Here is a 12,505-nt window from a genome sequence, read left to right as displayed (position 1 = left end):
CATTCCCGGCTTTTGCGCGCCATCATCACAGGCGCAAATCATCCTAGCAGCAAATAGGCACAAACGGCCGGGCCGTGAAGCATTGAGATCATTATATTATTGTAATGTTTTGGCTGCGGGGAGGCGCAATGTTCCCGCAGCCAAGGGCTCCCTGGTGTTACCCTTTCAGCCCCGAGACCGTCAGGAAGGTGCCGATGACGGCCAGACCGTTCGGCATGCCGTGACCGATGATGGCGCACCAGGTGCTCTTGCGGCGCTGCGTGACCCAGCAGAGCAGCAGGCTCGTCAGCAGGAGCCCCGGCAGAACGTGGAACCAGAACCAGTGGAAGGCGGCCCACTGCAGGCCATTCAACATCCAGGCATGGCGGTAGCCGGCGGCCTCCTGACGCGGAAGCAAATAGCCGCGAAACAAGAGTTCCTCGCCGAAGATGTTGAGCGCAAACAGCATCAGATGCAGCGCCAGGAAATCCCAGCGCCCGAGCCCAGGCGCGCCGAAGACGGTGCCGGAGGTCTTCAGCACATCGAGGAACCATTCCGGCGGGCGCATCGGCACGTTATCGAGGATGAAATCCTGCACATACCTTTCGAGGAAAACGATGGAGACGATCATCGACAGGCCGATGAAGACGCCGCTCGCGATATCGGCCCCCGAGGGCCGGGGCAGCCGGAGGCGCTCGCGCCAGGCCTTCGTTGCGCCCTCCCGGCGCAGACCGGCGAAGGTGATCGCGAACATCAGGAGGAAGTTTGCGCCGAGCGGCACCATCACAGCGTAGGGGCCGCTCCAGCCGCGCTCGAGAAGAAAGGGAATGAGCAGATAAATGGTGGTGCCGGCGGTGAGCGAAAGCCCCATGAAGATCGCCCAGGACTGGAGCGCATAGATCGGGGGCAGGGAAGAGGCAGAGGTTCTCAAATCAATCTCCATAAAACGAACGTTCGTTCTTTATGATCGGTTGACAGGCCTGTCAATTGCATGAGAACAAACGTTCGTTTTTACCGGGAGGATCTCTTGCCACGCCTATCCAGCGACAGGGCCGAGGAGCGCCGGCGCCACATTCTCGATGCGGCGATGCGCTGCTTCATCGCTTCGGGCTTTTCCGCGACGTCGATCCGCGACATCTGCCGCGAGGCCGACATGAGCATCGGCGGCGTCTATGTGCATTTCGACGGCAAGGAGGCAATCGTCGAAGGGCTGGTGGCTGAGCTTCTGCCGGACCACGCATTTCCGCAGACCATGGCAAGCGATCTCCAGGGGCTCGAAGAGGCGCTTGTTGCCGATCACATCGCCTCGATGCGGGACTGGAACGCCGGCGAAGTGGCCGCCTGGCTGGAAATCGTCGGGGCCAGCCACCGCAGCCCGCGCATAGCGGCAATCTTTTCCGCCCGCTTGGAGCGGGCAACGCTAGCGCTTTCGATGGCGCTTGCGCGTCTTGGCAGTGGCGACATGAGCGGTAGCGCAGCGCGTGTTCACGCGCAAGCCCTGCTTGCCGCGCTGGAGGGCCTGTCTTTGGTCGCGCTCCTGCAGCCTTCGGCGAACGATGAGGGGCGGGCGAAGGCAGCCCGCATTCTGGTTCGTGGCGTCCTTGGCAGCGTCATTCCAGATGTGCGGCGCGCCGGCGCCTGAGGCGGGCGCACTCGCTCTGCTCAAGCGCCCGCGAGATTTGCCCTCACCCTAGCCCTTCCCAAGAATGCGGGGAGAGGGGATTTGGCCATTGTCGCCGCCCGGTTCGCAAAGAGCTGACGAAAAGCCTGTCGCATCGTCGGTCGCCCTGTTTACTGTGGGGCAGACGCCGGCAGGTGAAATGGGGCACGGAAGCTGAGCCTCTAGCTGCATGAGCGTGGTGGTGGCCAGCAAATGCAACCAGTGGCCGCGCACGGCACATTCGGTGTCCGGAACAAGCAGTGCTCAACCGCGCGAGGTCATCCACACACCAACCAGCGTCACCGCGAGCCCCGCAAACATCGCGCCCGTCAGCGGTTCTGAAAACAGCATCCAGGCCCACAGCATCGTCACGGGTGGACTGAGGTAGATCGCGGCACTCACCTTGGCCACCGGGAACAGCCGCAGGCTGGTGTAGTAGACGGCATAGGCCAGGAACGTTGCGATCAGCACCAGCCAGATCATCCCGATTGCGAAATCACGGGTCATCGGTGGCGCTAGGCTGCCCTGCGTCAATGCGCACAGGCCGAAGAGAACCGAACCCGTCAGTGTATGGATGCACAGGCTCTGGTGGACAGGCATGGCTTGCGTCTTGCGTCGCCTGTGCAGGACCGAGGCGACGGCGAAGATCAGCATCGAACCAACCGTCAGCCCGTAGGCCCAGACCGGGGCCGTGCCGAAGCTGAGGCTATCGAAGGACACGATCAAGACGCCGACGACGGCAATCGCGGTGCCCAGCCATTGCCGCCGGGTCAGGCGCTCGCCGAGGACGGGCTGCGAAAGGGCAGCGATCGCCAGCGGCAAGAGGTCGGCGATGAGCGCGACCAGGCCTGTCGGCACTTTCTGTTCGATGGCCAGCGCGAAGCCTCCGAGATAGAGGAACACGGCCATGATGCCGAACAGGGCCTGATCCCTGATCGCGCGCATGGACAGGCGCGGCCCGATGGCCAACGCGAAAGGCAGAAGGATCAGTCCCGACAGCAGCGTGCGCCAGAAGAGGAGGAGCATGACGCCAGCCTCCTGGTTTGCATAGCGGATGCCGACAAAGCCTGAACTCCACCCGATGATCAGGAGGGTGGCGAGCAAAGGCCAGAGCAGCGGATGGCGGCTCGCGTTGGCGGAAGGAAGCGCAATGTCGGTCATCGGGGTCTCTGGCTGTGGGAATATGAGCAACCAATAGGCGGATAGTGCCAAGCGCGCACATGACAAATTTCGATGGATGCATGACATCGCGCAAATCTGTGTCATGACGGGCGTCGTTCGTGATAAGTCCATTTCGGAAGAGATTGGAACGGAGATGGCCATGACCGAACTCAACAGTCGCCGCCTCGAGATCGACGCATTGCGGGCGCTCTGCGCAATCCGCCACCATGGTGGCATTACCCGCGCGGCCACTGCGCTGGGCCTCTCGCAGTCTGCCGTAAGCCACAAGATCAGGAGGCTGGAAGTCAGCCTTGACTGCGAGCTGCTGAGCCGGAAGCCGGAGGCTCCGATGTTCACTGCTGCGGGGGAAGACCTGCTCGACTATGCCAGCCGTATCCTCGGGTTGCACGACGAGGCTCTGCTCAGCCTCTCGAAGACCCCGCTGGCGGGCAGGCTTGCCCTCGGTCTTACCGAAGATACGGCGTGTACCGACCTTGCCCGCATCCTGGGGCGGTTTCGGCGCCTGCATCCCAATGTCTCGGTTCGCACCAAGGTGCGCATGAGCCTCGTCCTGCGCGCCATGCTCGAACGGGGCGAGCTCGATGCCGCCATCGTCCAGGTCTTCAGCCATGAGGTGCGTCCCGCCGACGTCGTGCTGTACCGTGAGGAGCTTCATTGGGTGAAGCATCCGGATCTGGCGCTCCCGCAGGACGGCCCGATCCCGTTTCTGTCGTTCGACGATGAGTGCTTCTACCGCCAGTGGGCACTCGACATCGGCCAGGACGATGCGGTTCTCGAAACCGTCTTCGAGTGCTCGAGTGCCGCCGGGATCGTCTCGGCCGTCAATGCAGCCATGGGCGTGGCGTTGGTGAGTGACCGGCATATCCGTGGCGAGATGCACGTCGTCACTGACCGGCTGCCTCGGCCGCCATCGCTCGCCTATGTCGTCCGCCGTGCAAGGAAATCGAGAAACCCGGCGCTGGACAGCCTGGTCGGCGAGATCGAGAAGGAAACCGGCCGATACGGAGGTTTGGCCATCGCCGGCTGATGGCGGTACGCCGCAGCTATCGCATGCCTTTCGTTCCGGAAGGAGCGTCGTTGGAGGAGGGAACGGCGGAGACGCGCATAATGGATGGGCGGGATGCTTTCCGATGCCGACGGGTGCATTGACCCCGTCCGGCTTGCAGCCGCGGCCCAGGACCAGCTTCCGCCGCCGCCACCGAAATTTCACGCCGCCGACAAAATCGTCTTGACGCCTTCCGCGCGCTTCACTAGAAGAATGCGAACCGTACCGTACGGTACTGAAATGGGTGGAGCCAGGTGCAAAGCGTTGCTGCGACAAGAGAGGCGAATGCCGGGAACGGCCTGACCGAGCGTCAGGGCGTTGTTCTTGAAGAGGCGTTGCGTCTGCTGGTCGACGGCGGCGAGAAGGCGCTGACGACAGCAGGCGTCGCCCGGGCGGCCAACTGTTCGAAGGAAAGCCTCTACAAGTGGTTCGGCGATCGCGACGGGCTCTTGTCGGCGATGATCGGCTTCCAGGCGAGCAAGGTTCGCACGCAGGACGTTGCCGCAAGTGCGCTCGACGCGGAGAGTCTCAGCCGGCACCTGGTGGTGTTTGCTAAGGATCTGCTTGAGGTTCTCTCCGGCGACGTGTCGCTGGCCTTGAACCGGCTGGCGATCGGCCAGGCAAGCCGCGAAGGCTCCAAGCTCGGCCACATGCTGCAGGAGCGCGGCCGCCGGCAGATCGGGCGGCGGGCCGCCGCTCTGCTTGAGGCCGGCCGCAAGGCGGGGCTCCTGGCATTCGACGATGCCGACGAGGCCTATGGCGCGCTTTACGGGCTGGTCGTTTCCGACTGGCACCTGAAGATGCTGCTGGGCGAGGAGGCCGGCGAGATGAAAAAAGGTTTCAGCCGCAAGGCGGAGCAGGCGGTCAGCGCCTTCCTCACGCTTTACGGCAAGAAGGTCTAACGGCGGGGAGATCTCTGCCAGCAGCGCCGGGTGTCGAAGAGACGCAAAGGTCGCTGCAGTACTGGAATTGCAAGACTGTGCGCTGGCAAGCGCCGCAGTTTCTGCAGAACACGGAATTGCTGGGTGATGTCTGGATCGATCGGTTCAGATGTTACGCAGCGGAAACAACAGACAACTAACGGGAAGGACCACCAAAATGCGCGTCTATTACGATCGTGATGCCGACATCAACCTCATCAAGTCCAAGAAGGTCGCTATCGTCGGCTACGGCAGCCAGGGCCGCGCCCACGCGCTGAACCTGAAGGATTCCGGCGCCAAGGAAATCCGCGTCGCTCTGAAGCCGGGCTCGGCAACCGCTGCCAAGGTCGAGGCCGATGGCCTTTCCGTTCTCTCGGTCGCAGAAGCCGCCAAGTGGGCCGACCTGATCATGATGGCAACGCCTGACGAACTGCAGGCCGAAATCTACAAGGCCGATATCGCCGGCAACATCCGCGACGGCGCTGCCATCGCGTTTGCCCACGGCCTCAACGTTCACTTCGGCCTGATCGAGCCGAAGGCGACGCTCGACGTCGTCATGATCGCGCCGAAGGGCCCGGGCCACACGGTTCGCGGCGAATACCAGAAGGGCGGCGGCGTTCCCTGCCTCGTTGCCGTTCACCAGGACGCTTCGGGCAACGCCCTTGACCTCGCGCTCTCCTACGCCTGCGGCGTCGGCGGCGGCCGTTCGGGCATCATCGAAACCAACTTCAAGGAAGAGTGCGAAACCGACCTCTTCGGCGAACAGGCCGTTCTGTGCGGCGGTCTCGTCGAGCTCATCCGCGCTGGCTTCGAAACCCTGGTCGAAGGCGGCTACGCGCCTGAAATGGCCTATTTCGAGTGCCTGCACGAAGTGAAGCTGATCGTCGACCTGATCTATGAAGGCGGCATCGCCAACATGAACTACTCGATCTCCAACACGGCAGAGTGGGGCGAATACGTCACCGGCCCGCGCATCATCACGGCTGAAACCAAGGCTGAAATGAAGCGCGTCCTGACCGACATCCAGACCGGCAAGTTCACCTCGGAATGGATGCAGGAATACAAGTCGGGTGCAGCCCGCTTCAAGGGCATCCGCCGCGTCAACGACAACCACCAGATCGAAGAAGTTGGCGCCAAGCTCCGCGGTATGATGCCGTGGATCGGCAAGAACAAGCTGGTCGACAAGGCGAAGAACTAAGCCTTATCCGACAGTTGAATGAGGAAAGCCGGGGTGGAAACCTCGGCTTTTCTGTTTCGGTAGGGCGTTATGCGGCGAGAGGCGTTTTGTCGGCTCATCGCGGAAACATCCGCCGGCAGCCGGCAGCGCCTCATGGGTGCCACTCTTTCCGGTATTCAACTGAGGCTTGCGCGCCGAGGGAGAGCCTGGATGAGATCGTATCTGACGGAATTGCGCGGCCTGATCGGAAACCGCCTGCTCCTGCTGCCCTCCGTCGCGGCCGTCGTCCACGACGATGCGGGCAATTTGCTTCTGCAGGAGAAAGCGTCGGGCGAGGGATGGAGTCTGCCGGCCGGCGCGATCGAGCCGGGGGAGACGCCGCAGGAGGCCATCATTCGGGAGGTGATGGAGGAAACCGGCCTTGCGGTCACCCCTGCCGCCATTCTCGGCGTCTTCGGCGGGCGGGACTTTCGCTATACCTACCCGAATGGCGATCGGGTCGAGTATGTCGTCACGTTGTTCGCATGCCGGGTCGTCGAATACGGAAGAGCGTGGACGGACGAAGAGACGCGGTCGCTGCGATTTTTTGCGCGCGACGAGATGCCGCCGCTTGCATTGCCGTACCCCGCTTCGGCTTTGTTTTCCTAAGCGAGCGCTGAAGAATGCGCTGGTCGACGTCACCGTCGAGGCGGTCCTGTGTAGGGCGGCGAAGATCAGGGTATATCTATAGCGGCGCGCGGGGTGTCGCGCCCTTTGAAAACGAAGGAAGCCGGGGCAAAACCCCGGCTTTCCCTTTTGAGCCAATGGCCGTGACGGCCAGATTTCAGTTCAGATTCTCGGCTTGAAGCAGCGGCATTTCCGCCTTGCTGCAAGAGAATGGAACGTCCAGTCCGCAATCGGGGTGGGCAATGCGCCCGGCTTGGGCATGATGCCCGGCACCGCCGCTATCGCATGGCGGTGAAGGTGGTAGGCGGTACTTGCAAGGCAGCGGCGATGCGCTGCAGCTTGACGGGATCGGTATCTGCGCCGAGTTCGACCTTGGAAATTTCGGTTTCCGTCAGGCCTGTGGTGACCGACATTTCATCGACAGTGTAGCCGTGGGATTCACGCGAACGCTTTACGGCGGCTCCGATGCTGACGCGGGATACGGTGGCGTCGGTAGCCTTATTCAGATTTTTCTTAAAGGACATGAAGTGTCTCCTTCGTTCGTCCACCGACAAGGAGTTTTGTCGGGTGAAGGGGGCCCGAAAATATCGTGCGACTCGAATAATGAGTGGCGTTCAGGCATCGCTAATATAGCCAGGGCGACCGTCAAGGCAACCTGGCCAAGGCATTTTTGAGTGGATAGAGCGGTATCACCGGCCGGCGGGACCGCGGTCGCTCCTGAAAAAATCGTTTGGAAACCTTACGATACAGGGCCTTGGGCGAGGCAGCCGCCCCTCCGAAAAAAGTGCGCCGAGCGCGTGCTGTGGATGGGAAATGGCACTGTTTTCGATGCGAATACTGGCCGCAGGCGGGCCTTTGATCAAAGATTTTCCGAGGTCACGGTCAGGAAGCGAACGGGTTCGGAGCTGACCTCGACCTCCATGAGGCCGAGACTTTTCAAGGTGAGGTCGATCGAGCGCCGGGCCTGGATCTCCGGCGCCTGGTCGAGCACGATTGCCATCAGCCCTTGTCGCAGGTAGCGCCGCGTCTGGTCGGTCAGTTCATGACCGACCCAGAAGATTGCGTCCCTGGCCCTGCCGTTCAATATCCGGGCGACGCCCTTGTTGTCGCCGCCGGCGCTGTAGACGCCGACGATATCCGGGTCGCGGGCAAGCGCCTTGCCCAGAAGCTCCATCGCATCATGTTCGTCGTCGCGGTCGAACATCACTTCGGCGAAACGGTGCGCGGGGCTGCCCCGTTCGGCGAGATAGGTGGAAAAGCCGCGAATGCGCTCCTTGTGGTTCTCGTAGGCACCGCTGTGGCAAAGCGCGACGAGGGTGCCGGCGCGTGCCGACAGCATCTGCGACATGTAATGGGCGGCGGTGCGGCCGGCGGCATAGTTGTCGATGCCGACATAGGGCAGTTCCGGGGCGGGACGGGTCATGATCTGGACGACGGGAATGCCGCGGCTTGCGGCCTTCCTGACGCTCTCCACCACGTCGGGGTGATCCGGCGCCACGACGATCAGCGCCGAGCGCCGCAGCTTCGGATTGGCAATGATGCGGGCAAAATCGACCGGGTCGTTTTCGCGGGCAAAGGTGCGGTGGACGGCGATATCGTGGTCGAGTGATGCCGCGATGCGCTCGAAGGCCTCGTTCATGCGCGAATAGAAGCTGGTTTCCGGGCGAACGAGAATGACCTCGATACGAACAACGCCGTGATGTGCCTCCGGCAGGGCGCGGCCATAGCCGAGCCTTCTGGCGGCAACGAGGACCTTCTCCACCGTTTCCGGCCGCACGCCGCCGCGGCCGTTGAGCACGCGCTCGACCGTCGCCGTGCCGACGCCGGCTTCGCTGGCCACATCCTTCAACGTCTTCTTCGCCACCGTCACCTCCGGATCCGCAAATTGAGATCAGCATTCGCGGCCCGTGCGGTCAATGATCAAATTTGATCATCGAAGCATTGGAACCGGGCCGTGGGGCAGGGCTATCGTATTGGCAGTTCGGGAGGACACACCGAAGTTCGAAACGATCCCGCGAAGGAGCATCCCGCTGCGCTCATGGCCAAGGGATGACGGAGGAGCACCATGAAAATCGCACTCGACCCGCATATGCATCGCCACCTGCCGCTGGATCAGCTTTGCCGCAAGGCGGCCGACCTCGGCTACGACCATATCGAGCTGTCGCCGCGCGACGATTTTCTGCCCTGGTGGGTGCGGCCGCGGGCGCACAAGGCGCGCATCGCCGAGTTCAAGAAGGCGCTGGCCGACCATGGCGTCAAGCTCGCATCGCTCCTGCCGATGTATCGCTGGGCAAGCCCGCACGAGGACGAGCGCCAGGCGGCGGTGCGCTACTGGAAGGAAGCAATCCGCATTGCCGTCGAGATGGATTGCGACACGATGAATTCGGAGTTCGGGCGCGGGCCATCGCCCGATCGCGGCCACCGCTCCAGCTGCTGCGGCGGCATGCACAGCCACGAGCACAGCGAGGCCGCATGGTGGCGGTCGATCGAGGAACTGGTGCCGGTGTTTGAAAAGGAGGGCGTGACGCTCAACATGGAGCCGCATCCCGAAGACTGGTGCGAGACGCTGCACCCGGCGATCGACATGCTGAAGACCATCGGCTCCGACAACGTCAAATTCCTCTATTGCGCGCCACATACCTTCTATTTCGGCGATGACATGGCGAGGATGATCCGCGACGCCGGGCCTTTGATCAACCACGTCCATGTCGCCGATACCTACAATCACAAGGCCTCCTCGGGCCTGCGCTACATCGTCAATCCGCCGGGCGCCAAGGTGACGATCCACCAGCACATGGACATGTACCAGGGCGAGATCGACTGGGACGTGTTCTTCTCCTCGCTCGCCGCGGTCGGCTTCGACGGCATCGTCACGGCTTGCGTCTTCGGTTGGGAGGAGAGGGCCGACCAGTCCGGCCGCTTCATGCGTGCCGAGATCCAGAAATACGTCGACAAATACTGGCCGCGCGGCTGAGCCGCGGCCTGCCGACACCCTTTCGATCAAGGAATGAAGCCGTGAGCATCACGATCACGACCGCCCCCTGCTGCTGGGGCGTGGACGACGTCAACAATCCCGACCTGCCGGCCTGGCGCCGCGTGTTCGACGAGGCGGCCGCTGCCGGCTATGGCGGGCTGGAACTCGGACCTTACGGTTATGTGCCGCTCGACGACCGGCTGGTTGCGGCAGCCCTTGCCGAGCGTAACCTCTTCATCGTCGCCGGCACGATCTTCGACGATCTGGTTTCGCCCGACAACCGCGACAGCCTGCTGCGTCAGACGGACGAGATCTGCGCCGTCATCACAAGGCTGCCTCAGCCGCCGCAGGTGGCCGGCCAGCGGTTTGCGACGCCCTATCTGACCGTCATGGACTGGGGGCACGACGAGCGGGACTATGCGGCCGGGCATTTCGACCGCGCGCCGCGACTTTCGGACGAGGCCTGGGCCGGCATGGTCGCCAATATCAAGGCGATCGCCGAGCGCGCCGATGCCTATGGCGTGCGGGCGGTGATCCATCCCCATGCCGGCGGCTATATCGAATTTTCCGACGAGATCGAGCGCATCGCCCGCGACGTGCCACAGGAGATCGCCGGCTTCTGCCTCGACACCGGCCACACCTTCTACGCCGGCATGGACCCGGTGGAGACGCTGAGGCGTTATGCCGACCGGCTCGACTATGTCCATTTCAAGGATATCGACCAGACGGTGTTCGACCGGGTGATGGGGGAAAGGATCCGCTTCTTCGAGGCCTGCGCTGAAGGCGTCATGTGCCCGATCGGCCGAGGGGTGATTGATTACCCCGCCATCAGGCAGACGCTTGCCGACATCGGCTACCACGGCTTCATCACGGTCGAGCAGGAGCGCGACCCGAGAAGCGTCGCGGGCAGCCTGGCGGATGTCCGGGAGAGCCGCGACTACCTCGCTTCAGTCGGCTTCTGATTTGTAATCAGTACGCACAGAGCCGTTCAAACTTTTGATTTCATGCATGTCGGTGCCATCAGGCACGCCATGCGTCATAGACAGGATACTTGACCATGACGGAAGCGAAGAACAGGCCGATCCGCTGGGCGATGGTGGGTGGCGGGCGCGGCAGCCAGATCGGCTCGATCCACCGCTCCGCGGCGCTTAGGGACAACACCTTCGAGCTGGTCGCTGGCGCCTTCGATATCGACGCGGCGCGCGGCCGCGCCTTCGGCTTCGATCTCGGCCTCGATCCGGCGCGCAGCTATCCGGATTATGCGACGATGTTTGCCGCCGAGGCCGCGATGCCCGATGGCATCGAGGCGGTGTCGATCGCCACGCCCAACAACACCCATTTTGCCATCAGCAAGGCGGCGCTGGAGCATGACCTGCATGTGATCTGCGAAAAACCGCTCTGCTTTACGGTGGCCGAGGCCGAGGAGTTGAAGGCGTTGTCGGAGGCGCGCGGCCGCATGGTCGGCGTCACCTACGGTTACGCCGGCCACCAGATGATCGAGCAGGCCCGCGCCATGGTGAGAAATGGCGATCTCGGAGAGATCCGCATCGTCAACCTGCAGTTTGCCCATGGTTTCCACAGCGCCGCTGTCGAGGAGCAGAACCCGTCGATCCGCTGGCGCGTCGACCCGAAATTCGCAGGGCCGAGCTATGTGCTCGGCGATGTCGGAACGCACCCGCTCTACCTTTCCGAGGTGATCCTGCCGCACCTGACGATCAAGCGGCTGATATGCGTCCGCCAGAGTTTCGTCAGGAGCCGGGCGCCGCTCGAAGACAACGCCGTGACCCTGATGGAATATGACAACGGCGCCATCGCCAATATCTGGTCGAGCGCCGTCAATGCCGGCGCGATGCACGGACAGAAGGTACGCATCGTCGGCTCGAAGGCCAGCATCGAATGGTGGGACGAACGGCCGAACCAGCTCTCCCATGAGATCCAGGGCGAGCCGGTGCGCATCCTCGAGCGCGGCATGGACTATCTCTACCCGGAAGCCCGGATCGATGACCGCATCGGCGGCGGCCACCCGGAAGGCCTGTTCGAGGCCTGGGCCAATCTCTATCGCCGCTTCGGGCTGGCGATCAGCGGCACACGAGGCCTTGCGCCCGAGGGCCTTGAAGATCTTGTCTTCCCCGGCGTCGACGCCGGGCTCGAAGGTGTGCGCTGGGTGGAAAACTGCGTGCGCTCGGCCGATGCCGGCGGCATCTGGGTGGACTATCGCTAAGGTGCGGGCGACCGATCGCGAGGGCAGGCCTGCGCCTAAACCAAGGTGCTGGCCTGCCTGTGCAGATTAGCGAAGGGGCGTGCAGCCCTTGACGTGAGGGGCCTTGACGCGGCCGGCCTGAAGGTCGCTCCAGAGCGGCAGAGACGGATCGGGCCCACCCAACGTCGCTTCGTAGGTGGCGCGGTTCATCTTAACCAGGCGCCCGCCCGCAGTGATGCCCACCAGTTCCTTCTTGCTTACAACGGCTATGCTGACATTCATGCGGCAGAAAAACCGCTTGTCGCCGTTCGACGCGATCCAGCCCTGCGAACCAGCCTTGTTCTTTGTGAGCTTGCTGACCTTGTAGCCCTGCTTTTCGAGCTGGGCCAAGGCTTCGGCGTTGGCGAGGCCCGGCACGAGGAAGAAGCCGACGACCGCCGCGGCGAGCAATGTTTTGACTGAAATGGACATAAAATTTCAACCCCTGATTATACTATGGCAACGTGCTCTACGTTCAGACGACGTAGCGTGCAACCTGGATTTGTCGCGTTGCTTAACGCAGAAAACAGCATGGGTGATTGGCGCTTGTCCTTCGTTCACGCGGCAACGAAGCGGGCGGGCAGGCGGTCGCGGCAACGCCGATTGTGACAATGCCGGTACATGTCCCGCAACGCAGACGCCTGCGCGCAAACGCTTGCCGCG

General features: G+C 62.8%; 13 protein-coding genes. 8 read left to right on the top strand and 5 right to left on the bottom strand.

What is annotated here, in order from left to right; translation table 11 throughout:
* Positions 1-157: 157 nt before the first annotated feature.
* Positions 158-910, bottom strand: a complete 753-nt coding sequence (locus tag LPJGGPFB_RS14180) for a CPBP family intramembrane glutamic endopeptidase (protein ID WP_173420484.1) — start codon at positions 908-910, stop codon at positions 158-160.
* A gap of 96 nt (positions 911-1,006) precedes the next feature.
* Here LPJGGPFB_RS14180 and LPJGGPFB_RS14175 point away from each other — a divergent pair, with 96 nt between their 5' ends.
* Positions 1,007-1,621, top strand: coding sequence for a TetR/AcrR family transcriptional regulator (locus LPJGGPFB_RS14175; RefSeq protein ID WP_173420483.1), 615 nt, complete (start codon positions 1,007-1,009; stop codon positions 1,619-1,621).
* Between the two features lie 282 nt (positions 1,622-1,903).
* On the opposite strand, the gene LPJGGPFB_RS14170 is transcribed toward LPJGGPFB_RS14175, so the two are convergent.
* On the bottom strand, positions 1,904-2,800 hold the full coding sequence (locus tag LPJGGPFB_RS14170; protein WP_173420482.1) for a DMT family transporter: 897 nt from the start codon (positions 2,798-2,800) through the stop codon (positions 1,904-1,906).
* 160 nt (positions 2,801-2,960) lie between these two features.
* On the opposite strand from LPJGGPFB_RS14170, the gene LPJGGPFB_RS14165 reads away from it, so the two are divergent.
* The 4 genes from LPJGGPFB_RS14165 (at position 2,961) to LPJGGPFB_RS14150 (ending at position 6,611) form a co-directional block, all read left to right on the top strand.
* Entirely contained in the window at positions 2,961-3,848 is an 888-nt protein-coding gene (locus tag LPJGGPFB_RS14165) for a LysR family transcriptional regulator (protein WP_173420481.1), read from the top strand.
* A gap of 272 nt (positions 3,849-4,120) precedes the next feature.
* A complete protein-coding gene (locus tag LPJGGPFB_RS14160; RefSeq protein WP_173420480.1) occupies positions 4,121-4,768 on the top strand; it encodes a TetR/AcrR family transcriptional regulator C-terminal domain-containing protein in 648 nt (215 codons plus the stop codon).
* 196 nt (positions 4,769-4,964) lie between these two features.
* Positions 4,965-5,984, top strand: a complete 1,020-nt coding sequence (gene ilvC / locus LPJGGPFB_RS14155; RefSeq protein WP_077505830.1) for a ketol-acid reductoisomerase — start codon at positions 4,965-4,967, stop codon at positions 5,982-5,984.
* Between the two features lie 189 nt (positions 5,985-6,173).
* Positions 6,174-6,611 (top strand): NUDIX domain-containing protein, encoded by a 438-nt coding sequence (locus LPJGGPFB_RS14150; RefSeq protein ID WP_173420479.1) that lies wholly within the window; start codon positions 6,174-6,176, stop codon positions 6,609-6,611.
* 296 nt (positions 6,612-6,907) lie between these two features.
* Here LPJGGPFB_RS14150 and LPJGGPFB_RS14145 read toward each other — a convergent pair whose 3' ends face one another.
* Together LPJGGPFB_RS14145 and LPJGGPFB_RS14140 are read right to left on the bottom strand one after the other, a co-directional pair.
* Entirely contained in the window at positions 6,908-7,153 is a 246-nt protein-coding gene (locus LPJGGPFB_RS14145; RefSeq protein ID WP_077505834.1) for a helix-turn-helix domain-containing protein, read from the bottom strand.
* Between the two features lie 335 nt (positions 7,154-7,488).
* A complete protein-coding gene (locus LPJGGPFB_RS14140; protein ID WP_173420478.1) occupies positions 7,489-8,493 on the bottom strand; it encodes a substrate-binding domain-containing protein in 1,005 nt (334 codons plus the stop codon).
* Positions 8,494-8,694: 201 nt separating this feature from the next.
* On the opposite strand from LPJGGPFB_RS14140, the gene LPJGGPFB_RS14135 reads away from it, so the two are divergent.
* The 3 genes from LPJGGPFB_RS14135 to LPJGGPFB_RS14125 all read left to right on the top strand — a co-directional run bounded on the left by LPJGGPFB_RS14135 (position 8,695) and on the right by LPJGGPFB_RS14125 (position 11,824).
* The gene (locus LPJGGPFB_RS14135) at positions 8,695-9,603 is read left to right on the top strand and encodes a sugar phosphate isomerase/epimerase family protein (RefSeq protein ID WP_173420477.1); all 909 of its coding nucleotides are present in this window, start codon (positions 8,695-8,697) and stop codon (positions 9,601-9,603) included.
* A 41-nt stretch (positions 9,604-9,644) separates the two neighbouring features.
* Positions 9,645-10,565 (top strand): TIM barrel protein, encoded by a 921-nt coding sequence (locus LPJGGPFB_RS14130; protein WP_173420476.1) that lies wholly within the window; start codon positions 9,645-9,647, stop codon positions 10,563-10,565.
* 95 nt (positions 10,566-10,660) lie between these two features.
* Entirely contained in the window at positions 10,661-11,824 is a 1,164-nt protein-coding gene (locus LPJGGPFB_RS14125; protein ID WP_173420475.1) for a Gfo/Idh/MocA family protein, read from the top strand.
* Positions 11,825-11,890: 66 nt separating this feature from the next.
* Here LPJGGPFB_RS14125 and LPJGGPFB_RS14120 read toward each other — a convergent pair whose 3' ends face one another.
* Positions 11,891-12,274, bottom strand: a complete 384-nt coding sequence (locus LPJGGPFB_RS14120; RefSeq protein ID WP_173420474.1) for a hypothetical protein — start codon at positions 12,272-12,274, stop codon at positions 11,891-11,893.
* Positions 12,275-12,505 lie beyond the last annotated feature (231 nt).

The organism is Ensifer adhaerens, from assembly GCF_013283195.1.
In the GTDB taxonomy this organism is placed as follows: domain Bacteria; phylum Pseudomonadota; class Alphaproteobacteria; order Rhizobiales; family Rhizobiaceae; genus Ensifer; species Ensifer adhaerens_G.
The sequence above is the reverse complement of the archived record's forward strand: the minus strand, read 5'-3'. Positions and strand labels throughout refer to the sequence as shown.

What these genes read in the sequence shown, in the direction of transcription:
- LPJGGPFB_RS14120 (WP_173420474.1), bottom strand. Translation starts at nt 12,274, where the DNA reads ATGTCCATTTCAGTCAAAACATTGCTCGCCGCGGCGGTCGTCGGCTTC.
- LPJGGPFB_RS14165 (WP_173420481.1), top strand. Translation starts at nt 2,961, where the DNA reads ATGACCGAACTCAACAGTCGCCGCCTCGAGATCGACGCATTGCGGGCG.
- ilvC (WP_077505830.1), top strand. Translation starts at nt 4,965, where the DNA reads ATGCGCGTCTATTACGATCGTGATGCCGACATCAACCTCATCAAGTCC.
- LPJGGPFB_RS14150 (WP_173420479.1), top strand. Translation starts at nt 6,174, where the DNA reads ATGAGATCGTATCTGACGGAATTGCGCGGCCTGATCGGAAACCGCCTG.
- LPJGGPFB_RS14125 (WP_173420475.1), top strand. Translation starts at nt 10,661, where the DNA reads ATGACGGAAGCGAAGAACAGGCCGATCCGCTGGGCGATGGTGGGTGGC.
- LPJGGPFB_RS14170 (WP_173420482.1), bottom strand. Translation starts at nt 2,800, where the DNA reads ATGACCGACATTGCGCTTCCTTCCGCCAACGCGAGCCGCCATCCGCTG.
- LPJGGPFB_RS14135 (WP_173420477.1), top strand. Translation starts at nt 8,695, where the DNA reads ATGAAAATCGCACTCGACCCGCATATGCATCGCCACCTGCCGCTGGAT.
- LPJGGPFB_RS14145 (WP_077505834.1), bottom strand. Translation starts at nt 7,153, where the DNA reads ATGTCCTTTAAGAAAAATCTGAATAAGGCTACCGACGCCACCGTATCC.